This window comes from Lentzea nigeriaca, assembly GCF_016907955.1.
Lineage (GTDB): Bacteria > Actinomycetota > Actinomycetes > Mycobacteriales > Pseudonocardiaceae > Lentzea > Lentzea nigeriaca.
Genome location: NZ_JAFBCX010000014.1, coordinates 148734 through 171043 on the forward strand (window position 1 = coordinate 148734; position 22310 = coordinate 171043).

The 22310-nt window shown below is 69.3% G+C and carries 24 protein-coding genes and 1 pseudogene; 7 read left to right on the forward strand and 18 right to left on the reverse strand.

Annotated features, from left to right (window positions below; translation table 11 throughout):
* Window positions 1-104 precede the first annotated feature (104 nt).
* From JOD27_RS35075 to JOD27_RS35090, 4 genes are read right to left on the reverse strand one after another with little or no spacing between them, the layout of a single operon-like run.
* The gene (locus JOD27_RS35075) at window positions 105-1142 is read right to left on the reverse strand and encodes a molybdopterin-dependent oxidoreductase (protein WP_307830504.1); all 1038 of its coding nucleotides are present in this window, start codon (window positions 1140-1142) and stop codon (window positions 105-107) included.
* On the reverse strand, window positions 1139-1738 hold the full coding sequence (locus JOD27_RS35080) for a class I SAM-dependent methyltransferase (protein WP_204766623.1): 600 nt from the start codon (window positions 1736-1738) through the stop codon (window positions 1139-1141). The genes JOD27_RS35075 and JOD27_RS35080 overlap by 4 nt, the downstream gene beginning before the upstream one ends.
* Complete coding sequence (locus tag JOD27_RS35085) at window positions 1735-2370, reverse strand: TIGR04282 family arsenosugar biosynthesis glycosyltransferase (protein ID WP_204766624.1); 636 nt, start codon at window positions 2368-2370, stop codon at window positions 1735-1737. The genes JOD27_RS35080 and JOD27_RS35085 overlap by 4 nt, the downstream gene beginning before the upstream one ends.
* A complete protein-coding gene (locus JOD27_RS35090) occupies window positions 2367-3005 on the reverse strand; it encodes a glycosyltransferase family 2 protein (protein ID WP_204766625.1) in 639 nt (212 codons plus the stop codon). Before JOD27_RS35090 ends, JOD27_RS35085 begins: the two co-directional genes overlap by 4 nt.
* A 127-nt stretch (window positions 3006-3132) precedes the next feature.
* Between JOD27_RS35090 and JOD27_RS35095 the strand changes: the two genes are divergently transcribed.
* Window positions 3133-4344, forward strand: a complete 1212-nt coding sequence (locus JOD27_RS35095; protein ID WP_239570378.1) for a hypothetical protein — start codon at window positions 3133-3135, stop codon at window positions 4342-4344.
* On the opposite strand, the gene JOD27_RS35100 is transcribed toward JOD27_RS35095, so the two are convergent.
* The 4 genes from JOD27_RS35100 to JOD27_RS35115 form a co-directional block, all read right to left on the reverse strand.
* Complete coding sequence (locus JOD27_RS35100; RefSeq protein WP_204766626.1) at window positions 4331-5371, reverse strand: NAD-dependent epimerase/dehydratase family protein; 1041 nt, start codon at window positions 5369-5371, stop codon at window positions 4331-4333. The genes JOD27_RS35095 and JOD27_RS35100 overlap by 14 nt on opposite strands.
* A 53-nt stretch (window positions 5372-5424) precedes the next feature.
* The gene (locus tag JOD27_RS35105; RefSeq protein ID WP_204766627.1) at window positions 5425-6750 is read right to left on the reverse strand and encodes a sensor histidine kinase; all 1326 of its coding nucleotides are present in this window, start codon (window positions 6748-6750) and stop codon (window positions 5425-5427) included.
* A complete protein-coding gene (locus tag JOD27_RS35110) occupies window positions 6747-7418 on the reverse strand; it encodes a response regulator transcription factor (protein ID WP_204766628.1) in 672 nt (223 codons plus the stop codon). The genes JOD27_RS35105 and JOD27_RS35110 overlap by 4 nt, the downstream gene beginning before the upstream one ends.
* A gap of 82 nt (window positions 7419-7500) precedes the next feature.
* The gene (locus JOD27_RS35115; RefSeq protein ID WP_204766629.1) at window positions 7501-8667 is read right to left on the reverse strand and encodes a beta-1,3-glucanase family protein; all 1167 of its coding nucleotides are present in this window, start codon (window positions 8665-8667) and stop codon (window positions 7501-7503) included.
* Window positions 8668-8750: 83 nt separating this feature from the next.
* On the opposite strand from JOD27_RS35115, the gene JOD27_RS35120 reads away from it, so the two are divergent.
* Both JOD27_RS35120 and JOD27_RS47285 read left to right on the forward strand, forming a co-directional pair.
* A complete protein-coding gene (locus JOD27_RS35120) occupies window positions 8751-9722 on the forward strand; it encodes an alcohol dehydrogenase catalytic domain-containing protein (RefSeq protein WP_204766630.1) in 972 nt (323 codons plus the stop codon).
* Window positions 9723-9760: 38 nt separating this feature from the next.
* Window positions 9761-10426, forward strand: a complete 666-nt coding sequence (locus tag JOD27_RS47285) for a LysR family transcriptional regulator (protein ID WP_372441780.1) — start codon at window positions 9761-9763, stop codon at window positions 10424-10426.
* Between the two features lie 177 nt (window positions 10427-10603).
* On the opposite strand, the gene JOD27_RS35135 is transcribed toward JOD27_RS47285, so the two are convergent.
* From JOD27_RS35135 to JOD27_RS35150, 4 genes are read right to left on the reverse strand one after another with little or no spacing between them, the layout of a single operon-like run.
* Window positions 10604-12931, reverse strand: a complete 2328-nt coding sequence (locus JOD27_RS35135; RefSeq protein ID WP_204766631.1) for a glycoside hydrolase family 65 protein — start codon at window positions 12929-12931, stop codon at window positions 10604-10606.
* Window positions 12928-13605 carry an HAD family hydrolase gene (locus tag JOD27_RS35140; protein WP_204766632.1) on the reverse strand — a complete coding sequence of 226 codons (678 nt, stop codon included), beginning with the start codon at window positions 13603-13605 and terminating at the stop codon, window positions 12928-12930. Before JOD27_RS35140 ends, JOD27_RS35135 begins: the two co-directional genes overlap by 4 nt.
* 7 nt (window positions 13606-13612) lie before the next feature.
* A complete protein-coding gene (locus tag JOD27_RS35145) occupies window positions 13613-13840 on the reverse strand; it encodes a hypothetical protein (RefSeq protein ID WP_204766633.1) in 228 nt (75 codons plus the stop codon).
* A 25-nt stretch (window positions 13841-13865) separates the two neighbouring features.
* Window positions 13866-14567 (reverse strand): VIT1/CCC1 transporter family protein, encoded by a 702-nt coding sequence (locus tag JOD27_RS35150; RefSeq protein ID WP_204766634.1) that lies wholly within the window; start codon window positions 14565-14567, stop codon window positions 13866-13868.
* A gap of 23 nt (window positions 14568-14590) precedes the next feature.
* Between JOD27_RS35150 and JOD27_RS46945 the strand changes: the two are divergent.
* The 4 genes and pseudogenes from JOD27_RS46945 to JOD27_RS35165 form a co-directional block, all read left to right on the forward strand.
* Window positions 14591-14863, forward strand: a pseudogene (locus JOD27_RS46945) (alcohol dehydrogenase catalytic domain-containing protein); the annotation flags it as partial.
* Window positions 14864-14880: 17 nt separating this feature from the next.
* Window positions 14881-15549, forward strand: a complete 669-nt coding sequence (locus tag JOD27_RS35155; RefSeq protein ID WP_307830505.1) for a zinc-binding alcohol dehydrogenase family protein — start codon at window positions 14881-14883, stop codon at window positions 15547-15549.
* A 99-nt stretch (window positions 15550-15648) separates the two neighbouring features.
* On the forward strand, window positions 15649-16293 hold the full coding sequence (locus JOD27_RS35160) for a hypothetical protein (protein ID WP_204766635.1): 645 nt from the start codon (window positions 15649-15651) through the stop codon (window positions 16291-16293).
* 178 nt (window positions 16294-16471) lie between these two features.
* The gene (locus JOD27_RS35165) at window positions 16472-16774 is read left to right on the forward strand and encodes an iron-sulfur cluster biosynthesis protein (RefSeq protein WP_204766636.1); all 303 of its coding nucleotides are present in this window, start codon (window positions 16472-16474) and stop codon (window positions 16772-16774) included.
* Between the two features lie 104 nt (window positions 16775-16878).
* Here the strand turns inward: JOD27_RS35165 and JOD27_RS35170 are convergent, their stop codons facing one another.
* The 6 genes from JOD27_RS35170 to JOD27_RS35195 all read right to left on the reverse strand — a co-directional run bounded on the left by JOD27_RS35170 (window position 16879) and on the right by JOD27_RS35195 (window position 22253).
* Window positions 16879-17838 (reverse strand): C40 family peptidase, encoded by a 960-nt coding sequence (locus JOD27_RS35170; RefSeq protein WP_307830506.1) that lies wholly within the window; start codon window positions 17836-17838, stop codon window positions 16879-16881.
* A gap of 248 nt (window positions 17839-18086) precedes the next feature.
* Window positions 18087-19025, reverse strand: coding sequence for a C40 family peptidase (locus JOD27_RS35175; RefSeq protein ID WP_204766638.1), 939 nt, complete (start codon window positions 19023-19025; stop codon window positions 18087-18089).
* Between the two features lie 159 nt (window positions 19026-19184).
* Window positions 19185-19523 carry a hypothetical protein gene (locus JOD27_RS35180; protein WP_204766639.1) on the reverse strand — a complete coding sequence of 113 codons (339 nt, stop codon included), beginning with the start codon at window positions 19521-19523 and terminating at the stop codon, window positions 19185-19187.
* A 30-nt stretch (window positions 19524-19553) separates the two neighbouring features.
* Window positions 19554-20738, reverse strand: coding sequence for an MFS transporter (locus tag JOD27_RS35185; protein ID WP_307830507.1), 1185 nt, complete (start codon window positions 20736-20738; stop codon window positions 19554-19556).
* A complete protein-coding gene (locus tag JOD27_RS35190; RefSeq protein WP_204766640.1) occupies window positions 20735-21802 on the reverse strand; it encodes a PLP-dependent cysteine synthase family protein in 1068 nt (355 codons plus the stop codon). The genes JOD27_RS35185 and JOD27_RS35190 overlap by 4 nt, the downstream gene beginning before the upstream one ends.
* Before the next feature lie 103 nt (window positions 21803-21905).
* Window positions 21906-22253, reverse strand: a complete 348-nt coding sequence (locus JOD27_RS35195) for a hypothetical protein (RefSeq protein ID WP_204766641.1) — start codon at window positions 22251-22253, stop codon at window positions 21906-21908.
* Window positions 22254-22310: the final 57 nt, after the last annotated feature.

Consider the following 22310-nt stretch of genomic DNA (forward strand, 5'->3'; position numbering starts at 1 on the left):
GACACCGCCACCGAGCCACACCAGCAACTCGACGGTGATCTGCGGGAGCAGCAGCCAGGCTCCCCAAGCAGCAAGTCCAACGCCTACGGCTCCCAGGATGACTCTCACCGGACCTCCAGGGACGTGACCCACTTGGTCTGCAGCACACCCGGCCGGTTCGGCGCGATCAGCCGGCACGGATACCCGTGGTCCGGGGTGAGCTCCTCGCCGTCCAGCCGCAGCGCCAGCACCGTCAGCGGATCCCGCGCGAAGGCCTCTGGCAGCGTGGTCGCCCGGTACAGCCCGTCCTTCTCCAGCGACTCGACCCGCACGTCGCCGCCGCTCACCAACTCGGAGATCCGCACGCCGGTCCAGGTGGCGTTCTGGCTCCACCCCTCGACGCACGCGATGGGCAGCTCGACGGTCGTCTGCGGCATGGCTTTGAGCTCTGCCAACGAATAGCTCTTGTCTCCGACCGTCAGCCGCCAGTCCGGCGGCACCACGACGTTCGCGGCTTTCGCCGTCCTGTTCACCGGAAGGTCGCCGTCCGATCGCCATGCCAGCACCGAGATCTTGCGCAGCCACGGCACCGTGACCCCTGCTGTGGCGACGATCGCGACACCGGTCGTCAACGCGGTCGTGCGCAGGAATGCCCGCCGCGACAGGATGGTCTTCTCGGTCGACGCGGGTTCGAGCGAGCGCCGGATGAGCGGGATCTTCACGGCGATGTGCAGCAGCAGGGCGCCGATCGCGATCCACGCCACGGCGTAGTGCGCGGTGGGGAAGTAGAACGACCACGGGTAGTTCTGCGCCGCGTTGAACAGGCCGGTGACCAGCTCGAAGAACGACGCCGCGATCAGCACGAAGATCGAGCCGCGTTCCAGCGCGTGCGGGACGTTCCTGATCAGCGGCCGCTCGAACAGCTTCGGGTAGACGCTCCACAACTTGGCCAGCAGCAACGGGATCGACGCGACCCCGGAGATCACGTGCACCCCTTGGGTGATCCGGTAGAGATCGACCGGGCGGGTCGGCCACGGCCAGCCGTTCTGCACGCCGTGGCTGAGCAGACCGGTGACGAAGCACAGGCCGAACGTGATGCCCAGCCACGTGCCGACCCGGCTGGTCACGCCCTTGTGGTGGGCAGGCGCCCTGAACGTCTTCACAACCGTTCCCAGCAAGCGAACCAGCGACCGGCGCGTTCGGCCTGCCACAGCAGGAAGAACCCGTCCGCCGGCACGGACTCCGCGTCGCTCCACGCCCACGGGAACCACGTGCCCAGCGTGCCTTCCGTGCGCACGCGGGCCTGGCCGATCGTGAGGCCGGAGCCAGGTTGCTCGACCTCGACGACGACGGTTCCGCTGGGGCGCAACAACTGCCTGACGCGGCGCAGGAGTGCGGCCGGGTCGCCGCCGATGCCGATGTTGCCGTCGGCGAGCAGCACGTGGTGCCAGCGCCCTTCGCCGGGCAGCAGGTCGAACACGCTGCGGCGGATCGCGACGCCGCCGCGTTCGGTGGTGCGCCGGATCGCGACCGGGGAGACGTCGACGCCGAGAGCCTGGACGCCGCGGGCGAGGAGGGCGGCGACGAGACGGCCGGGGCCGCAGCCGACGTCGAGCGTGGGGCCGGTGCAGGCGTCGAGGAGGACCTCGTCGCCTCCGTCGGCGTCGGCCTGCCAGCGGGCCACGGAGAGCTCGCGGGGAGTGGTTCCGGCGAGGTCGAGCCAGCTGGGGGTGCCCTGGAGGGCGTGGTCGAACATCATCGGGTCACGGCCGCGATCTCGGTCAGCGTCGCGGCGAACCGTCCGCACGGCACCTGGGCCGCCACCGTGCGAGCATCCGTCATCGTGTCCACATCGGACAGAACCGGCAACCTCCGCGTCCTCAACCCCTGAAGCGCGTCCAACGTCCGCGCACCCGTGTCCGCCCGCGACATCGGCACGTCCCGCAACACCGAGGCGCGCAACGGATCGCGCAAGCCCAAAGCCCACCAGCCGCCGTCGAGCGCGAGCCCGAGCGCCGCCTCCTCGAACTCCGCGCAGGACGCCAGCAGCGAGGGCGTCACCTGCGGCGTGTCCATCCCGATCTGCAGCACCGGCATCCCGAACCGCGCGACGTCGGCGTGCGCGTGCGCCAGCCGGCCCGCGAACGTCTCGCCGCGCTGCGGGATCACGACGCACTGCGCCAGCGCGTTGCGCACGTCGTCGCGCCGCACCACACCGGCCAGCGCCACCACCGGCACCGCACCGGGCGTGGCCAGCGCGGCGTCGATCGTGTCGAGCAACGACGCCGCCGCCACGTCCGCGGCCTCCTCCGGTGTCAGCGGCGGGCACAGGCGCGTCTTCACCTGGCCGGGGACCGGTGACTTGGCCGTGATCAGCAGACAGAACCTCACCGCAGCACTCCCGCCATGTCCCGCGCCGCCCGCAACGTGCCGCGCACAGAACCCGACACCTTCGACCGCGTCCCCGCCGCCCGCGGCCCGTAGGTCACGTCGACCTCGCGCACCCGCCAGCCGGCCGACGCGGCGCGGACCAGGAGTTCCAGCGGATAGCCGAACGCGCGGTCCCGCACGTCCAGCGCCAGCAGGTCCGAGCGGCGGCACACCCGCAGCGGCGCGATGTCGTGCACGTCGAGGCCTCGGCGACGCAACAAAGAAGCGATCACGGCGTTGCCCGCCCGCGCGTGCCAGGGCCACACCCCGGAGCTGACCGGCACCCGGCGGCCCACCACCAGGTCGGCGTCGTCCAGCAGAGCCGCCATCGCGGGCAGTTCGGCGAGGCTCAACGAGCCGTCGGCGTCCGCGAACGCCACCAGGTCGGACGTGGCCGCGAGCAGACCGGTGTGCACGGCGGCGCCGTAGCCGCGGCGTGGCTCGTGCACGACCAGCGCGCCACAGGCCTCGGCCACGGCGGGGGAACCATCGACAGACCCGTTGTCCACGACGATCGCGCGGCAGCCGGGAGGCAGGGCGGCGAGGACCGCGGGCAGTGCGGCGGCCTCGTCCAGGCAGGGGAGCACTACATCCATGCGTCCACCCTGGACCATCGGAAAGTGTTGTGGTGCTTACGGAATTGTGACGCACGAAAGAGTTCTTACGATTGTCTTGCGTGGCCTGCGGACGCCCGCGAGACCCTCTAGGTTGGGCGCGGTGCGTATGGTGTCGCTTGCCCCGCGGTTCGCCGCGAGACGCCCTGCCGGGCCGGTCGCGGCGCTGACCGCCGCCGGGCTGCTCGTCACGGCCGCCGTCATCGTCGGGCTGATCGTCAACGCCCACGACCCAGGTCTCCTGTTCGCCTCCGCGGCACCACTTTTCGGTGACTGGAAGCCGCACGTCGGCCCTGGCACGCCCGCGGCGCTCCTGATCGCTTTCCTCGTCGTCGCCAAGGGACCCGAGCTCGCCCGGCACCGGTTCGCGCTGCCGATCGCCTACGTGACAGCGACGCTGTGGACGTTCTCGCTCGCGATGATCGACGGCTGGGACAGGTTCGTCACCAGGCTCACGACCGTGGACGAGTACCTGCACGAGGTTCCCGGCGTCACCGACATCCCCGCGATGCTCCGCGGGTTCACGGAACGAATCCTGGACTTCCAGCCGGACTCGTGGACCACGCACGTCTCCGGGCACCCACCGGGCGCACTGCTCACGTTCGTCGCACTGGACCGCATCGGGCTCGGCGGCGGCGCGGCGGCGTCGATCGTCTGCGTCCTGGTCGGGTCGCTCGCCGTCGTCGCGATTCCCAAGGCCCTCAACAACAACGCGGTGTTGCCGTTCCTCGTGCTGTTCCCCGGCGCGGTCTGGGTCGGGGCGTCGGCGGACGGCATGTTCATGGGCGTCGCGGCCGTTGGGATCTACCTGCTCACCAGGTGCCCGCTGCTGGGCGGCGTCGTGCTGGGCTGGTGCGTCTTCCTGTCGTACGGCCTGGTGCTGCTCGCCCCGCTCGCGATCGTCGCGGCCGGCAGGAGGATCGGCTGGGCCGTCGCGGGCGCGCTCGCGGTCGTGGTGGCGTTCGCGGTGAGCGGCTTCTGGTGGCTCGACGGCTACGAGCTCGTCAAAGTGCGCTACTACCAGGGCATCGGCGACATCAGGCCGTACTGGTACTGGGTGTGGGCCAACCTCGCGGCACTGGCGCTCGTCATCGGTCCGGCCGGAATCAGGGGCCTGCGCAAGGACAAGTGGGTCGTCGCGGCAGCGATCGCGATCCTGGTCGCCGACCTGTCCGGCCTGAGCAAGGCCGAGACCGAACGGATCTGGCTGCCGTTCGCCGTCTGGCTCCTCGCCGGCACCGCCAAGCTCGACAAGCGGTGGCTCACCGCCCAGGCCGTCACGGCCCTGGCGGTGAACCACCTGGTGCTCACGAACTGGTGACCGGCTCCCGCTGCTCCGCGAAGGCGAACTCCCGCACACCGTCGGCGAACCCGACCTGAGCCTCGAAACCCAGCACGTCCAACGCCTTCGCGGGCGACGCGACCACGTGCCGCACGTCGCCGGGCCGTGCCCCGCCGACGATCTCCGGCGTCGGCCCTTCACACGCGTCGGCCAGCGCGAACGCCAGCTCACCGATCGTGTGCGGCGAGCCGGAGCACACGTTCACCGCCTCGAACCCCGGCCGCGGCGACGCCAGCGCCAGCACGTTGGCCCGCGCCACGTCCGTCACGTGGACGAAGTCGCGCCGCTGCCTGCCGTCCTCCATCACGCGCGGAGCCACGCCGTTCTGCAGTGCCGAGCGGAAGATCGAGGCGACACCGGCGTACGGGGTGTCGCGGGGCATCCGCGGGCCGTAGACGTTGTGGTACCGCAACGCCCACACGCTGCCGCCCGTCTGCCGTGCCCACGCCGCCGCCAGGTGCTCCTGCGCCAGCTTCGTCGCGGCGTAGGTGCTGCGCGGCTCCAGCGGAGCGTCCTCGGGCACCAGCTCCGACACGACGAAGTCACCGCAGAAGCACCGCGGCTCGTAGATTCCCCCGGCAAGGTCGCCGGGTGACCGCTCGGCTCGCACGACGCCGTGCGACAGGCACCGGTACCGCCCTTCGCCGTAGACGACCATCGACGACGCGAGGACCAGCCGCGACACCCCGGCCCGGTACATCTCGGCCAGCAGCACGGCCGTGCCGAGGTCGTTGTGCCGCGCGTACGAAGGCGCGTCGAACGGGTCGACGCCGTGGCCGACCATCGCCGCCTGGTGGCACACAGCGTCCACAGTGGACAAAAGGGGGCGAAGCACGTCGGGTGACGTGACGTCGCCGATGACAAGTTTGTGGTCGAGTGTCGGAACCATGCCGTGCGCCTCGGGCAGCAACGCGTCGAGCAGCACGCAGTCGTGACCCTGTGCGGCCAGCTCGTCCGCGACGTGCGACCCGATGAACCCGGCCCCGCCGGTGATCAGTACTCGCATCCCTCGACCGTAGGACCGCACACGGCAAAGCCGCGCTCCCGCGGCCGATGACGTCAGGACTTCGTAATAGCCGGCAACTCGACCACGAACCGCGCCCCGCGCGGGAAACGGTCCTCCACCCATACCCGGCCGCGGTGGCGGTGCACGTGCTCGCGGACCAGCGCCAGCCCGAGCCCGCTACCCGTGTCGTCACCGCGGCTGCCGGGTCTCCCGCGCGCGAACCGTTCGAAGATCTGCTCCCGCAACGCCTCCGGCACTCCCGGACCGTCGTCCTCGACCTCGACGCGCGCCACCTCGCCGTCCTGCCGCACCGCCACGAAGATCGCGCCGCCCGCGTGCCGTTCGGCGTTCTCCATCAGGTTGGCCAGCACGCGGTCGAGTCGCCGCCGGTCGCCGCGCACCCGTACCGGGGTCGCCGACACCGGCACCGCCCGCCAGCGCGTGGCGATCACGTTGCGCACCAACGCGCTCAGCTCGAGCTCCTCGGGTTCGTAGTCGTCGGTCTGGTCGGCACGGGAGATCTCCAGCAGGTCCACGACCATTCGGGCGAACCTGTCCACCTCCGAGGTGAGCAGTTCCAGGGCGGTGCCGGCGGTTCCCGGCAGGTGCTCGCGACGCCGGCGGAGCACCGCGCCCGCGTTGACCATCGTCGTCAACGGCGAGCGCAGCTCGTGCGACACGTCCGAGGCGAACCGGGCGTCCCGCAACGCCCGTTGCTCCAACGCGTGCGCCGTCGAGTTGAACTTCGCCGCCAGCGCCGCCAGGTCCGGGTCGTCCTGGTCGGGCAACCGGGCGCCGAGATCACCGCCGGCGATCCTCCCGGCGGCGGAGCTGAGCTCCGCCAGGGGTTTCAGCGCGCGTTTCGACGCCCACGAACCCAGCGCGGCCCCGAGCAGCGCCGACGCGATCGTGCCCGCGATCAGCACCCCGCCGAGGAACCCGAACGTGCGATCGAGCTGCTGCAACGGGAACAGCTCCACGTAGACGGCATCACCCGCCACGCGCCGCGTCACGGCGATGACGGGCCGGCCGTCCACGGTGATCCGCTCCTGGCCGGGCGGGTGCCGCACGAGGTCCGGCGGCAGCTGCGACGGCTCGACCGCACGGCCCGCCGTCACCATGCCCGCGGGGCTGAGCACGAGGATCGACGAGTCGGGGCCGGTGGTGAGGCCGGTGAGCAGTTCGTCGAGTCCCGGTGAGGACAGCGACCTCTCGACCAGCCGCACGTTGACCTCGGCCTGCCGCGTCGCGCTCACCTCTCGCTGCCGCAGCATGTAGCCGGAGGCGAGGTTCCACGTCGCGATCGCCAGCACGCTCGTCACGACCAGCAGCCCGAAGCCGAACGACAGCGTCACCCGGCAGCGCAACGTGAGTCTCACGAGCGGATCCGATACCCGGCACCGCGCACGGTGAGCACCAGAACCGGGTCGTCCGGATTGGCCTCCACCTTGCGGCGCAGCCTCCTTATGTGCACGTCGAGCAGCCGGGTGTCACCAAAGTAGTCATATCCCCAAACCTTTTGCAGCAACTGTTCTCTGGTGACGATTCGGCCGCCCGCACCAGCGAGTTCCAGCAGCAGTCGGAATTCGGTGCGGGTGAGATGAACCCGTTCGCCCGCTCGGTGTACGAGCCCTTCCTGCGGACGGATTTCCAGATCGCCTATTCGAACCGTGTCCCGGGTGGGACCGCGTCTTCGCAACAACGCGCGGATCCGTGCCGCGAGAACGCTTGCCATCAACGGTTTCGTGACGTAGTCGTCCGCTCCCGCCTCGAGTCCGGCGATCACGTCGTGCGCGTCCGTTCGCGCTGTCACGACGATGATCGGCAGGTCACCGCGTGACCTGAGGGTCCGCACCACCTCCAGCCCGTCGATGCCGGGCAGCGTGAGGTCGACCAGGACCACGTCGAACCGTTCCGTCTCCAGACGCCGTAATGCCTCTTCACCCGAACCCGCCTCGTCAACCGTGAAATCCTCGTCGGACAACGCGAGGCTCAGCGCCTGCCGGATTCGCTCGTCGTCTTCGACCAGCAGGACCTGTACGCACACAACGACTCCACTGTGTGAGAGCCGCGGCGACGGCGCCTCACACAGTGGAGTGAAAGTCGATCAAAAGCAAGATTGCTTCGGTTCAGAATGCGGTCAGCGTGATTTTGGCCGAACGCGGGTTGGGTTCGTGGACAAGCGACTCGAAGGCGCCGACGTCATCGAACGCGAACCCGTACGCCTTCCCGTCGACCATGTTGGCGTGCACGATCTTCGAGTAGTGGTTGGTGGTCGAGCGGGTGTAGAACTGGCTCGCGTCGTAGGTCGGCTGGGTGTGCAGGTAGCCGAGCGTCGAGCGGTTGAGCGCGGCGCACAGCGACCGCGAGATCGCGCCGACGTCGTTGTTCGGCGCTGCGAGCCTGCCGTCGCAGTTGAGGACGTCCCGCGTCGACGGCTGCTGGAACGACGCGACCTGCTGGCCCGCGGTGTTGGTGAAGGTGAGGACGCCACCGCTGGTGCGGCCGGTGAACTTGCGGTTCGGCTCGTTCTGGTACGGGACAACGGTCAACGGCGTGTTCGCGTACGTCGACCACGCGCTGCTGACGTAGTTCTGGAAGTACGAGCTCGAGAACACGCCCGCGTCGAGCCCCTTGCTGGGGTTCAGGACGCGCAGCCGCGTGCCGTCGGACCGCGTGTGGACCAGCCGTGCCCAGTCGCCGCCGAGCTGCTGGTGCTGGTCGAAGACGCGGTTGCGGCCACCCGAGACGAGCTGGCCGGTCCGCTTGGTGGCGCCCGCCTGCGACGTCGCCTCGACCGCGTGCGGCACCGAGAACATGTCGACCTGGGAGCTGTTCAACCACAACCCGCCGCCGTTGTAGGTGAACTCGCTCCAGTCGAACAGGATGTCGCGGTTGGGATCGCCCGCCGCCCAGGGCGCGGGCTGCACGAGTCCGTTCGGCACCAGGCCGAACTTCAGCTTGTCCCGGAAGGACATGTAGAGCCGGCCGCCGGCGAGGTTGATCGGGATCTGCAGGGTCCGGCTGCCGCCGTTGCCGGGGCCGGGGATCGAGACGTCCGGCGCGGGCGACGGTGGGACCGTGCCGCCGGACCAGGGGGTGAACTGGCCGCTCGCGTTGACGTAGCCGAGCCTGCCGTTCATCTCGCCCGTGATGTACAGGAACACCGCGTCGCCACGGCCGGAGTTGTTCGTGACGGTGAGCGGGAGCAGGTTCGGTGGAGCCGCGTGTGCGGGTGGGGACAACGTTGTCAGCCCAAGCAGGGCCGATGTCGCGAGCAGCAGGAGCTTGCGCATCGACTATCTCCTCACTGAGACAGGGGTCGTGAGAGCGCTCTCATACTCGGCGTGATCGCGTTGATATGTCAAGAATGGTTCTCATGCGCGCGCTTACCGTGGATCTTGCACAACCCGGATCGCTGTCGTTGACCGAACTGCCCGATCCGGTGCCGGGACCGGAGGACCTGCTGGTGGAGGGGCTGGCCATCGGGATCTGCGGAACCGACCGCGAGATCGTGCGCGGCGAGTTCGGTACCGGCGGGACTCTCGTGATCGGACACGAGTCGCTGGGCAGGGTGATCAGCGGCCCCGGGTTCGAGCCGGGCTCGCTGGTGGCCGGCGTGGTGCGGCGTCCGGACCCGGTGCCGTGCGTGGCGTGCTCGCGTGGAGAGTTCGACCTGTGCCGCAACGGTCAGTACACCGAGCGCGGGATCACCGGCCTCGACGGCTACGGCTCGACGTTGTGGACAGTGCCTGCCACCTATGCCGTCGGTGTCAGCTCTTCGACGGGCGTGCTCGTGGAACCGGCCTCGGTGGTCGTGAAGGCGTGGGAGCGGCTGGATCAGCTGGCGTTGTTCCCGTTCGAGAGCGTGCTGATCACCGGTGCGGGGCCGATCGGGCTGCTGGCGGCCTTGATCGGGGTGCAGCGCGGGCTGGACGTCCACGTGTTCGACCTGGCGGTGGACGGCCCGAAGCCCGAGCTGGTGGAGTCGCTCGGCGCGACCTACCACCGCAAGCTGCCCGATCATCCGGTCGTGATCGAGGCGACCGGGGCGCCGTCGCTGGTGGCTCGGCTGCTCGGGCGTGATCTGGTGTGCCTGACCGGAGTGCCGTCCACTGAGGTCGTGCCGGTCGACCTCGGCCAGGCGAACCGGGATCTGGTGCTGCGCAACGGGATCGTGTTCGGAACGGTCAACTCCAACGTCCGGCACTACCGCGAGGCCGCGGCCGTGCTGGACCGGGCGGACGACGACTGGTTGTCCGCGATGATCACTCGGCGAGTTCCGCTGGAGTCCTATGTGGAGGCGTTCGAGCAGCGGCCGGGAGATGTGAAAGTGGTGCTCGAGCTGTGAGCACCGCGTGAGAGCCTCGGCCTCCTAGGATGCGAGGCGTGGAACTGCGTCAACTCCGGTACTTCCTCCCGGTCGCAGAAGAGCTGCACTTCGGCCGGGCGGCGGCGCGCCTGCTGATCGCGGGGCCGTCGTTGTCGCAGCAGATCAAAGCGCTGGAACGGGATCTCGGTGTGCCGCTGTTCGCCCGCGACCGCCGCACCGTCGCCCTCACCGCCGCCGGTGCCGCGCTGGTGCCGGAGGTGCGGGCGTTGCTGGAGCGGGCCGACGAGCTGCGGCGGCACGCGCGCCAGCTGTCCGGGTCGCGGCCGGTACGGATCGGGGCGAGATCCTGCACGTCGACGGCGGCCAGAGCGCGGGGCACTGACATGGCCCTCACCGACGTCATGAACCGGTGGAAGGACGCCGTGGACGCGCACGAACCGGAGCGCGTGGCCGCGAACTTCACCGAGGACGCGATTTTCCAGGGACTCAAGCCCTACGGAGTCGGGCGGGAAGCAATTGCCCGGTACTACGATTCTCAGCCCTTCGGACTGAAAGCGGAGTACGAGATTCTCGAAACGCGGCAGATCGCCGAGAACGTGGTGCTCGGCTATCTGGAGGTCGATTTCTCGTTTGTCGACCGGCCGACGATCACCGTGAACCTGAGCGTGCTGGTCAGGGGAGACCTGATAGCGCACTACCAGGTCTCCCGCCTCGGCTGGTAGAGCGTGGCAGTCGCGCTTCCCAACTGCACGGTTGGCAGCAGTTGGGTGATCAGAAAACGTTTGCGTCAGCATTTCTCTACCGCCATCTCGGCAGCGACGTGCATGAGCGCGACCATCCGGGCTTTCGGTGACGAGCACCCTGCCCGACTCAACGGAGCACAACCAAGCCGCGACACGCTACTGGTGCCTGCGCGGCTCCCGGCCGAACGGCGACTTCGGCCGTTCGAGCTCGGGAGCCGCCGGGATCGGCATGGTCACCGCGTTGCCCGCCGTGATCGTGATCGGCTCGCCGTGGTGCTTCGTCCTGAGCTCGGTGCCGTCCACGATCCGGTAGGTGGCCTCGGTCGCGCACACGTCGATGGCGATCCTGGTGCCCCGGAAGGCCATCCGGAACGAGAACCGGGTGAGCGACTCCGGCAGCCGCGGCGCGAAGGCCAGCTCGCCGCCGTGGTCGCGCATGCCGCCGAACCCGGCCACCAACGCCATCCACGCCCCCGCGAGCGATGCCATGTGCAGGCCGTTGTTGACGTTGCTGTGCAGGTCGTGCAGGTCGGTGAACGCGGCCTCGACGAGGTAGTCGAACGCCAGCCCGAGGTGGCCGACCTCCGCTGCCAGCACGGCCTGGGTGCCCGCCGACAACGACGAGTCCCGGACGGTCCTGGCCTCGTAGTAGGCGAAGTTGCGGGCCTTCTCCTCCGCCGTGAACGCGTCACCGCGCACGTGCATCGCGAGCACGAGGTCCGCCTGCTTCACCACCTGGCGGCGGTACAGGTCGAAGTACGGGAAGTGCAGCAGCAGTGGGTACTTCTCCTCCGGGGTGTTGTCGAAATCCCACTCCGCGTGCTTGGTCCAGTTGTCCGCCTGCGGATGCACCTCGAGCATCTCGTCGTAGGGAACCGCCATCTCGTCGGCGGCGCGGCGCCAGGCCGTGATCTCGTCCTCGGTGGCGTTCGCCTTGTCCGGGTGGCGTTCCGCCGCGTCGGCGGCGGCGCGCAGGTTCTGCTGGGCGATCAGGTTGGTGTAGACGTTGTTGTCGACGATCGCCGAGTACTCGTCCGGGCCCGTCACGCCGTCGATGCGGAAGCCGTCGTGCCGGTCGTGGTGGCCGAGCGAGCACCACAACCGCGCGGTCTCCACGAGGATCTCCGTCGCCTGGTCGCGGTCGAAGTCCTCGTCGTTGGTGGCGTTGAGGTACTGCTGGGTGGCGTAGGCGACGTCGCCGGAGACGTGGAACGCGGCCGTTCCCGCCGGCCAGTACGCGCTGCACTCGGCGCCGTTGATCGAACGCCACGGGAACGCGGCGCCCTTGAGCCCCAGCACCTGCGCGCGGTCCCTGGCCTTGTCCAATGTGGAGTGACGCCACCGCAGCGCGTCGCGGGCCGCGTCGGGCAGGGTGTAGGTGAGCACCGGCAGCACGAACATCTCGGTGTCCCAGAAGGCGTGGCCGTCGTAGCCGGGGCCGGTGAGACCTTTTCCCGGAATGGCACGGGTTTCGCCGCGGGCACCGGCCTGCAGGATGTGGAACAACGCGAACCTGATCGCCTGCTGCAGCTCGTCGTCGCCCTCGATCTCGATGTCGGCGACCTGCCAGAAGTCGTCGAGGAAGTCCCGCTGCTCCCGGAGAAGCCCCTCCCACCCGGTCTGCAGCGCCCCGGCCAGAGCCGCTTCGACCTGCGCGCGCAGTGCGGGCGTGGAGCGCTTGCCGGACCAGCCGTAACCGAGGTACTTGTTCATCTTCAGGCAGGAGCCCCCTGCGACGTCGACGGCCGCGGTGAAGCGCGCGAGATCGGCTTCGGCGCGGATGTCCGTGCGGACGTCGACACCTCCCTCGATGTCGATCTCGTGGTCCATCGCGGCGGCCATGCGCAGGCCGGACACCTTGGTGTGGTGGCACAGCACCGCCCGCGTCTTCTCGGCCATCGTGAAGTCGTCGACCAGCGGCGACTCCAGGGCTGCCGCGACGCGGGGGTCGTTGGTGCGGTGGATGGTCGGCTCGTTGGCCAGCAGGTCGGACTGGATGACGAGCTGCACGTCGTCCATCGGCTCGACCTCGTACCGGATGGCGGCGACCGCGCGCTGCGTGAACGACACGAGCCGCTCACTGCGCACGATCACCCGGCGGCCGGTCGGCGACTCCCAGAGCGTGCGGCGGCGCAGCGTGCCGGAGCGGAAGTCGAGAGCGCGTTCGTGCTCGATCGCGTTGCCGTAGCGCATGTCCAGCGGCTCGTCCTCGACCAGCAGCCGGATGATCTTGCCGTCGGTCACGTTCACGACGGTCTGGCCGGCCTCGGGATAGCCGTAGCCCGCTTCCCCGTACGGCAGCTGGTGTTCCTCGTAGTAGCCGTTGAGGTACGTGCCGGGAAGACCGCGCGGCTCGCCCTCGTCGAGGGTGCCGCGCATGCCGATGTGGCCGTTGGACAACGCGAACGTCGACTCGGTGCGGTGCAGCTGGTCCACGGCGAGGCCCTGCCAGCGCAGCTGCCACGGTTCGATCGCGTAGCTCATGAGAGCAGCTCGTCGAGCTCGTTGACGACCACGTCGGCGCCGTTCGTCCTGAGCGCCTCCGCCTGGTTGCCGCGGTCCACGCCGACGACGAACCCGAAGCCGCCCTTGTGCCCGGCCGCGACACCCGCGAGCGCGTCCTCGTAGACGGCGGCGTTGTCCGGTGCGGTCTTGAGCCTTCTGGCGCCCTCGATGAACGAGTCCGGTTCCGGCTTGCCGTGCAGGTTCGACGCGACGATCACGTTGCCGTCCACCAAAGCGTCGACGTAGTCCAGCAGGTTGCCCGCGCGCAGCACGCGCATGGCGTTGGCCGACGACGTGACCACGCCGATGGGCACACCGGCCTCGCGTGCGGCCTGGAGGTAGCGGACCGAACCGGGGTAGGGCGTGATGCCCTCCTCGTCGATGATCTGGTTGACCAGGTCGTTCTTCTGGTCGCCGATCCGGCGGATCTCGTCCTCCGGCGGCGTGAGGCCGCGGGAGGCGAGGAAGCTGCGGACGCCGTCGTAGCGCGGCTTGCCGTCGACGTAGGCGAGGTAGTCCTGCTCGTCGAACGGCTGGCCCATGCTCTCGAACGTCTGCTTCCACGCCTTGCGGTGCAGGACCGCCGTGCTGGTGAGCACGCCGTCGAGGTCGAACAGCAACGCCGTGATCTTCTCCGGGATGCCGAGGCTCATGCTTCGATCATGCACCCGACTCGTCGTCCTCGCCGCTCTCCGGCCGTTCCTCCTTGAGCCGGTCCTCGAGAGGCCGCGGGTGGGCCTGCTCGTACTCGGTCATCCCGTACTTGTCCGACTCCGCCCAGCCCTCCTCGGGCTCGGTCTCCAGCGGGTCGTGCTTGATGTTGTCCTCGTCGAGGGCCTCGAAGTCCTCGGTGTCCTCGGAGATGTACGCGCCACGTTCTTCGCTCATGTCCTGGGCAATACCCAGTTCGGCCCTATCCGATGCTTTGGCCGACGAGCGAGCCGATGCCGTACGTGACACCCATGGCGATCAGTCCACCCACGACGTTGCGGACGATCGCGCGCTTTGGGGGCGCTCCGCTCAGCCTGGCGCTGACGTAGCCGGTCAGCGCCAGGGTGGCGACCGCGGCGACGACGGTGATCGGGACGCGGAGGCTGGTGGGGCTCAGGATGATCGCGGCGAGCGGGAGCAGTGCGCCGACGGTGAACGAGATGAAGCTCGCGATGGCGGCGCCCCACGGGTCGGTGAGCTCGTCCGGGTCGATGCCGAGCTCCGCCTCGGCGTGCGCGGCCAGGGCGTCGTGCTGGGTGAGCTGCTGGGCGACCTCGTGCGCGGTCTCCGGGTCGAGGCCCTTCTCCTGGTAGATGTCGGCGAGCTCCTTGAGCTCCTCCTCCGGCATCTCCTTGAGCTCCTGACGTTCCTTGGCGAGCAGGGCGCGTTCTGCGTCGCGCTGGCTGCTGACGGAGACGTACTCGCCGGACGCCATGGACATCGCGCCCGCGAAGAGCCCCGCCAGTCCGGCGATGAGGATCTGGGCCTTGTCCGTGGTCGCACCGGCGACACCTACTACGAGGCTGGCCGTGGAGACGATGCCGTCGTTCGCGCCGAGAACACCCGCGCGCAGCCAGTTCATCCGATCGCCGGTGACGTCGTCGTGGGGCTCGTCGTGCGTCATTTCCGCAGGCTAACCTGGAGATCATGCTTTCGTGGCAGACCACGCCGCTGCGGTTGGTGGATGTCCCGGTGCCCTCACCCGCGCCGGGGGAGCTGCTGGTGCGGGTGCTCGCCTGCGGGGTGTGCCGGACCGATCTGCACGTGGTGGACGGGGATCTGCCCGTGCACCGGCCATCGGTCGTGCCGGGCCATCAGGTCGTGGGTGAGGTCGTGGTCGCGGCCGGCGACTTCGTCGTCGGTGAGCGCGTTGGAATCGCCTGGTTGCGGCACACGTGCGAGTCTTGCCGGTTCTGTTTGCGCGGTGACGAGAACCTGTGCCCGTCGTCGCTGTACACGGGTGGGACGCTGACGGTGGTTATGCGTCATTTGCGGTCGTTCCTGCTGCTTATGCGCTTCGGCTGCCTGCGGGATATTCGAACGAGACTTTGGCGCCGTTGTTGTGTGCGGGGATCATCGGATATCGGGCGTTGAAGCGTGCCTGTGTTCCTGACAGTGGGCGGTTGGGGATCTACGGGTTCGGCGGGTCTGCCCATCTGGCGGCGCAGGTGGCCATCGCCCGCGGGTACGAGGTGCACGTGGTGACCCGGTCCGCAGCCGCTCGTGAGCTGGCCATTTCTTTGGGGGCGGCCTCGGCTTCCGCTGACGTTCCTCCGGTGCTGCTGGACTCGGCGGTGCTGTTCGCGCCGGTCGGGACGCTGGTGCCGCCCGCATTGGAGGCGCTGGACCGGGGTGGGACGCTGGCGATCGCCGGGATCCACCTGTCCGACGTGCCGACGCTGTCGTACTCGCGGCACCTGTTCCAGGAGCGGCAGGTCCGGTCGATCACGGCGAACACGCGGGCCGACGCCGCCGAGTTCCTGTCGTTCTGCGACTCGCACCGGCTGTCGGTGGCCGTTCAGCCGTATCCCTTGGCCGAGGCGAACCTGGCCCTGTCGGACCTCCGCGCGGGCCGGGTAACGGGTGCGGCTGTGCTGGTCGGGTGATGTTTCGCCTGGTCAGGGCGTGAGTCTTCGGTTTTTGTCAGACCTGCGTGGCACCATGTCGAACAGATGTTCGTGCGTGCTATGGGAGGTCAGGTTCCGATGCAGATCGATCCGAGTCGCTGGCCGGGCCGCGTGGTGCCGTCGACCGACTCCGACGTGGACACCGCTGTCGAGTCCCTGTGCGTGCGAGCTTCGTGGCCGGACGCCGACCGCCGGTGGATCCGCCGCCTCCTGGAGCCGTGGTTCAAGGCGGGCTGGAGCGTCGATGCCCTGCTGGTGGCCGTCGACACCCGCCCGGATGGCACGCGCCAGGGCAGGCCTCGCTCGCGCGCGCAGGTGGCCCACGAGTTCCTGCGTGCCCGCCTGATGGTGTGGACGGCGGACGGTGCCCGCCTCGCCCGCCCACCCTTAACGGGCATGTCGCTCGGCGAGTGGTTCCGCGTGAACCGCCGCAACGCCGCCCTGAACGCCCCGCGCCGCGGCGGCGCCCTCGGCACCGAGGGTGAGCGCGCACGTGCGGAGTCGCGTGCCCTGGCCCACCGCCGGGACCCGGTCGAACGCAGCCGCGAGAAGGGCCGCCGCCGGCAGGAGGTGCTCGACAGCCTGCTGGTGCCGGGGCAGGAGGCGCCGTCGTTCGCGGACTCGTGGCGGCTGGTGGCGGAGCTCATTCCGGTGCCGCGGGTGTGTTCGGCGTGCGGTCACGTGCGGAACGAGGTGTCGCGGCCGGCGCATCGCGTCGCTTAGAGGCCTTCGATCAGCGACAGGGCTGCGCTCGGCGTGTGGTCACGACCGAACCGAGTTTCGCGTGCTGCTCATCGTGTGGCACATGCCGTCTTACCTGCGTCTTCGGTGAACGGTGATTGAACCGGGCACAGGGCGGGAACACGTGACGAGTTTCCCGTTGCCTGATGAAGGGCCCGACATGCTCGAAGTGACGCCGATGGCTGCCGAGGTCATCAACGAGCTGACGTCGCAGTCAGCCGCCACCGACGACGGCGTCGGCCTGCGCTTCGCACTGGCCGCCGACCACAACAGCCAAGCAGCCCTGGAACTGTCCCTCAGCGAAGCCGCCGACGGTGATCAGGTGGTCACGGCCGACGCGGGCGCCAAGGTCATCATGGAACCGGCCGCGGCGCAGTACCTGGACGACAAGGTGCTGGACGTGCGCCAGGACGCGGAGGGCAACCCGGCCTTCGCCATCGCGCGTCAGGATCCGGCGACGTAACCCGTGCCGCTTCCGGCGCGGACGGTGCGTCGCGCCGGAAGCACCACCGGTGCCCAGAACGCCCCCTCCCCGAACGGCGGGGAGAGGGCGTCGGAAGCGGGTGATCAGCCCTCGATGCGACGGATGGTGCTGATCGGGCCGATCGAGTCGATGTCGGCGATCCGAACCGGCACACCCTCGGTCGACGCGTGCACCGCGCGGATGCCGTCCACCGCCATGGCCACGTGGGACTGGCTGGAGTAGTAGACGATGATGTCGCCGGCCTTGACCTCGCTACGGCTGACAGGGCGACCGACGGCCGCCTGGGCGTAGCTGGTGCGGCCGATGGACACGCCCGCGTAGCGGTACGCGGCCTGGATCAGTGACGAGCAGTCCCAGCTGTCCGGGCCGTTGGAGCCGTAGACGTACGGCTTGCCGCGCTGTGCGAGGGCGAACTCCAGGGCCTTGCCCGCGGTGCCGGCCGGGACCGAGATGTTCGACATGTCGCCGTTCTGGGCGAGCTGGTTGCGGACCGACTGGCTCAGCGACCGGTACTGGGCCTGCGCGTCCGCGAGCTGCTTGTCGAGGTCGGCCTTCTTCTGCTCGATCTCGCCGAGCAGCTTCTTGGACGCCTCGGTGGCCTCGTTGGCCGTCTTCGTCGCGGCGTCCGCGGCGTTGACGGCGTCGGTGAGTCCCTTCAGGGCCTCTGCGTTGTCGGTCGCCAGGATGTTGATGGCCGACATGCGGTTGAGGAAGTCCTGCTGGGAGTCGCTGACGAGCAGCGCGGAGATCTGGTTGAAGCGTGCGCCCTGGAACGTGGACTCCGTGAGGACGTCCACCTGGCCGCGGAGGGAGTCCTCGGCCTTCTGCGCGTTGGCCAGGTCGGCCTTGGCCTTGTCCAGTTCAGCCTGCTTGGCCGCGAGGTCGCCCTGGGCCTTCAGGTGGTCCTGGTTGAGCTTGGACGCCTGCTCGGACAGCTCGTTGTACTTCTTGAGCGCGTCGGACGGCGAAGGCTGTGCGGTGGCCGGGGTCGTGGGCAGAGCAGCGGCGACGACGGCAGCCGTCGCGACGAACGCTCCACGCACTGCACGGCGTGAGGGTTGCGACACCACGTCGCGGGTCCTCCTTCTTCCTGGCAGCCGCCCTCGCGACAACTACTGCGCGTGGGCGGCAACCTTGGCGTGTGCCCCGAGTGGGTTAACTGCTGGGCCGAAGGTCTCGGACAGGTTACGGAATGACCTTGTGTTCGTCCACCACCGGATCCTCACCAGTTCACCGGACGCACGCTCTCACAGTCGTCTACGTCGGTTTATCGCGGGGTAGGAGAGAATGGTCACCCGACAACCCGGCGGATCACCGAAATAGGACCGATCGAATCGATGTTCGCAACCTTCACCGGGATGCCCTCGGTGGACGCGTGCACCGCACGAACGCTGTCCACGGCCATCGCGACGTGCGATTGTCCCGAGTAGTAAATGATCAGGTCACCGGGCGCGACCTCGTTGCGGCCCACCGCCCGGCCGATCTTCGCCTGGTCGTAGGTGACGCGGGGGATGGACACCCCGGCGGCCCGGTACGAGGCCTGCGTGAGCGACGAGCAGTCCCACGAGTCGGGCCCGTTCGAACCGAACACGTACGGCTTGCCCTGCTGGCTCAGCGCGAAGTCCAGCGCCTTTCCCGCCGCGCCGGCGGGCGCGTTCACGGTGACCTTGGGACCGGTGGTCGCGAGCGTCTGCTTCTGCGGCGCGGACAACGACTGGTACTTGGTGCGCGCGGCCGCCACCTGCTGGTCCATCTCCGCCTTGCGGGCGGACACGTCCGTGACGAGCTTCTCCGCCGCGGCGGCCGCGGCCGTGGCGTCCGAGCGGGCCTTCTGCGCGGCGTTCAGCTTGGCGTTCATGCGCGCCACAGCGGCGTTGTGGTCGGAGGCGATGATGTTCATCGCCTGCATCCGCTCCAGGAAGTCCTGCTGGGACGTCGAGGTCAGGAACGCCGACAGGTTGCCGAGACGAGCACCCTCGAACGAGGCCGTGGTCAGCACGTCGACCTGGCCGCGGTACTGCTCGGACTCGGCCAGCGCCTTCTTCTCCGCCTCCGTCGCGAGGCCCACGATGGTCTTGGCCTTCGTGAGGTCGCCCTGGGCCTTGAGGTGGTCCTGGGTGAGCTTCTCGGCGTGGTGCGTCAGCTCGGTGTACGTCTTGAGCGCCTCGTCGGCCGGTTGCGCGTGCGCCGTTGGCATCGATACCACCGTCGCGGCGACCACGGCGGCCATAGCGGTTGTCCTTGCAGCACGTCGGCCGGGCACGCGGCCTCCTCGGAGAGTCGGGAACAACTTCTGAGGAGGCGTACGGCCGAACAGCCGACGGGGTTCAGCGGCTGAGCAACCCGGTCGTCCTTGAGGTCGCGGGCCGAACCCGGCTTTCTCACCCGATCAGGCGGCCCGGCGTGCCTCGATCGAGGCACGGCAGGCGGCGATCAGCCGGGCGGTGGCGGCGCTGCCCCCGCGCCCACAGCGGGGGCAGCGCATCGCGACCTCACCGGAGAGCTCGTCGACCACCACGCCCAGCTCGGCGTCGCAGTCGCGACACCAGAATCCGGTCGCGCGGCGATGGCGATATCGCGTGACCGGGTTGACGTGCACGGGAGACGAGACGCACTGGTGGATCCATCTCCCGTGCACATGACAGGTCAGGCGGTCGTCGGGCGCCAGCACGCCGTCGTCCTCGGCGAGGTCTTCCTCGACCAGCGTCGCGATGAGGTTGGCGATCATGGCGTCCTCCGGTCCGAAGTCCTGTCTCTGCTAACTCGTCGAAGGAACGAGCTCGGAATCGACACGGGACGCCAGCTTCTTCAGCGCCCATGCGCACCCGAGTCCCACCGACGTGAGAGCGAGCCAAGGCACCCATGGCACACCCGCGCGCGCGGCGGCGTCGAACGCGATTCCGGTGAGCAGATTGCCGAGCAGGATCCCGACGCCCACGACCGTGTTGTAGAGGCCGTAGTGGGTGGCCACGAGCCGGTCACCCGACAGCGAGACGATCTTGTCCATCTCGAACGGGAACACCACCATCGTGCCCAGCGCGAGCAGCGCCGCGCACAGGATCAGCCCGGTCCAGCCGCCGAAAAGCGCAGGCAGGAACGCCAGGCCGAGCACCAGCATGCCGACCGCCAGCGACCGATCAGGGCCGAAGCGCGTCCGCGCCCACGCTGTGACCCGCAGCTGGCCGACGACCGCCAGCACGCCCGACACCGCGAACAACACGGCCGTCAGGACCGCCGACCCCGAGGCCAGCGGCAGCGCCAGGTAGACCTGGAACGACAGCACGTAGGACCCGGTCATGGCCAGCGCAAACAGCACGAACCGCCGGTTGCCCGCGACGACCCGCCAGTCCGCGAGCACGGAGTCCCCGGACGGTGTGCCGGTCCGCGTCGGCAACGACCGCCACTGCAGCACGGTCAGCACCAGGAACACGAAGGCCGCCACCAGGCATGTCAGCCGGAAGTCCACCGCGGTCAGCGCGAGCCCGATCAGCGGGCCCACCAGGATTCCGGTCTGGTAGAAGACGTTGAACAACGCGAACGCCTCGACCCGCCGTTCGCGCGCATCCGCCGCCACATACGCGCGCACGGCGGGGTTGAACAACGCCCCGGCGAACCCGGTGGCCGCCGAAGCGATCACCAGCGCGGGCAGTCCGTCGACGAGCCCGAGCAACGCGAACCCGCCGGTCCGCAGTGCGCAGCCCGCCACGATCAACGGCTTGTACCCCAGGCGGTCGGCCAGCGTGCCGCCGATCAGGAACATGCCCTGCTGCGCGAAGTTCCGCACTCCCAGCACGAGTCCGACGGCCCATCCGGCCAGCGCGAGCGTCACGGACAGGTGCGAGGCGAGGTACGGCATCAGCATGTAGAAGCCGACATTGATGGTGAACTGGTTGAGCAGCAACAACTGCACGCTGCGGTCGAACGAGCGGAACTGCGTGATCACGCCGTCACCGCCAGCGGGTCCACAATGGACCGACACCTGGTCCACGACAGGACTTCCCGCTCGCCCAACGAGGAGATCTCCAACGGGTCCGCCGCCGGAACCACGTCCAGCAACCCGTGCGCGGCGCAGTACTCGTCGCTGAACACCGTGTCGAAGTACCGCTGCGGCCCGTCCGGGAACACGGCGGCGATCCGCGTGCCGGCCGGAGAGGTCCGCGCCAGCCAGGACGCCACGAGCGCCACGGCACCGACACTCCAGCCACCGCTCGCGTAGTGCCGCGCGGCCAGCGTCCGGCACGCCCACACGGCCTCGCCGGGGTTCACCCAGTGCACCTGGTCGAACGCCGGGTAGTCCACGTTGCGCGGGAAGATGCTCGACCCGAGCCCTCTCATCAACCGGGTCCGCGCGGGCTGACCGAAGATCGTCGAGCCGATCGTGTCGACGCCGACCAGCCGCAACGACGGGAAGTGCCGGCGCAGCACCGACGCCACGCCTGCGGAGTGCCCGCCGGTGCCCACGGCGCACACCAGCACGTCGACATGGCCGAGTTGGGTGGCCAGCTCGTGCGCGAGAGGTGCGTATCCGGCCACGTTGTCCGGGTTGTTGTACTGGTCGGGGCAGTAGGCGCCGGGCAGGGAAGCCATCAGCTCCGCCACCCGGGAACGCCGCGCCTCCTGCCAGCCTCCGGTCGGATGCGGGCATTCGACGAGGTCCACGGTGGCGCCGTAGGCACGCAGCATCCGCCGGATGATCGGTTCGAGGCCGGGATCGGTCACCAGCGTGACGGGAATGCCGTGCACGACCCCGGCGAGCGCCAGGCCGAGGCCGAGCGTGCCGCTGGTCGACTCGACGATGTGGCCGCCGGGAAGGAGATCACCGCGTTCGAGTGCGCGGCCGATCATGTGCAGGGCGGCGCGGTCTTTCATGCCACCACCGGGATTGGCGCTCTCGAGCTTCGCCCAGAAACCGGACGAGGACGTGCGGGAGAGCTCGTCGATCCACAGCACGGGCGTGTTGCCGACGATGCCCGCGGGCGTGTTGCGGTCCAGAACGGGAACAGACATGGGGATTCCCTCGGTGAAGATGGGGGACAGGCCGGTTCGAAGGCGTGCGTCAGCGCGGCAGGACCGCGAGAGTCCTGCCACGGCACGCGAAAAGTCGATCGGCCTACGTTCGGGAGATGCCCAGGTCGTGCAGCAGTGTGCGTCCCGAGCGGGAGTGCTCGGTGCGTGCAGGACGCGACTGCGCGGTGGCGGTGGGACGCGGGACGACCGCGACGTCCACGTCGGGCGCGGTCAGCGAGGCGGCGTTCGCCTGAACGGCTGCCTGGGCGGGCACGGCCGCCGACAGGTGATGGGTGTCGCCGTGGTGGCAGAACTCCCCGGAGATGCCGGGCGTGAACGCGCCGTGGTGGGCGGGCTCCGGCGGGCAGGCCGGGTGAAGCGCCAAAACAGCGAACAGCGCGAGCGCGATGGCGACGGCAGTACGACGCACCGTCGTCAGTTCGTTCCGCACGGTGACCAACCTACCGGTGTGGCGGATCTTGTAAAGACTCCTGTTAGGTTAGGTAAG

Excerpts from the sequence above, each read along its gene's own strand:
- JOD27_RS35080 (WP_204766623.1), bottom strand. The coding sequence starts at position 1,738 with ATGATGTTCGACCACGCCCTCCAGGGCACCCCCAGCTGGCTCGACCTC.
- JOD27_RS35090 (WP_204766625.1), bottom strand. The coding sequence starts at position 3,005 with ATGGATGTAGTGCTCCCCTGCCTGGACGAGGCCGCCGCACTGCCCGCG.
- JOD27_RS35095 (WP_239570378.1), top strand. The coding sequence starts at position 3,133 with ATGGTGTCGCTTGCCCCGCGGTTCGCCGCGAGACGCCCTGCCGGGCCG.
- JOD27_RS35100 (WP_204766626.1), bottom strand. The coding sequence starts at position 5,371 with ATGCGAGTACTGATCACCGGCGGGGCCGGGTTCATCGGGTCGCACGTC.
- JOD27_RS35115 (WP_204766629.1), bottom strand. The coding sequence starts at position 8,667 with ATGCGCAAGCTCCTGCTGCTCGCGACATCGGCCCTGCTTGGGCTGACA.
- JOD27_RS35120 (WP_204766630.1), top strand. The coding sequence starts at position 8,751 with ATGCGCGCGCTTACCGTGGATCTTGCACAACCCGGATCGCTGTCGTTG.
- JOD27_RS35135 (WP_204766631.1), bottom strand. The coding sequence starts at position 12,931 with ATGAGCTACGCGATCGAACCGTGGCAGCTGCGCTGGCAGGGCCTCGCC.
- JOD27_RS35140 (WP_204766632.1), bottom strand. The coding sequence starts at position 13,605 with ATGAGCCTCGGCATCCCGGAGAAGATCACGGCGTTGCTGTTCGACCTC.
- JOD27_RS35145 (WP_204766633.1), bottom strand. The coding sequence starts at position 13,840 with ATGAGCGAAGAACGTGGCGCGTACATCTCCGAGGACACCGAGGACTTC.
- JOD27_RS35150 (WP_204766634.1), bottom strand. The coding sequence starts at position 14,567 with ATGACGCACGACGAGCCCCACGACGACGTCACCGGCGATCGGATGAAC.
- JOD27_RS35160 (WP_204766635.1), top strand. The coding sequence starts at position 15,649 with ATGCAGATCGATCCGAGTCGCTGGCCGGGCCGCGTGGTGCCGTCGACC.
- JOD27_RS35165 (WP_204766636.1), top strand. The coding sequence starts at position 16,472 with ATGCTCGAAGTGACGCCGATGGCTGCCGAGGTCATCAACGAGCTGACG.
- JOD27_RS35175 (WP_204766638.1), bottom strand. The coding sequence starts at position 19,025 with ATGGCCGCCGTGGTCGCCGCGACGGTGGTATCGATGCCAACGGCGCAC.
- JOD27_RS35180 (WP_204766639.1), bottom strand. The coding sequence starts at position 19,523 with ATGATCGCCAACCTCATCGCGACGCTGGTCGAGGAAGACCTCGCCGAG.
- JOD27_RS35190 (WP_204766640.1), bottom strand. The coding sequence starts at position 21,802 with ATGTCTGTTCCCGTTCTGGACCGCAACACGCCCGCGGGCATCGTCGGC.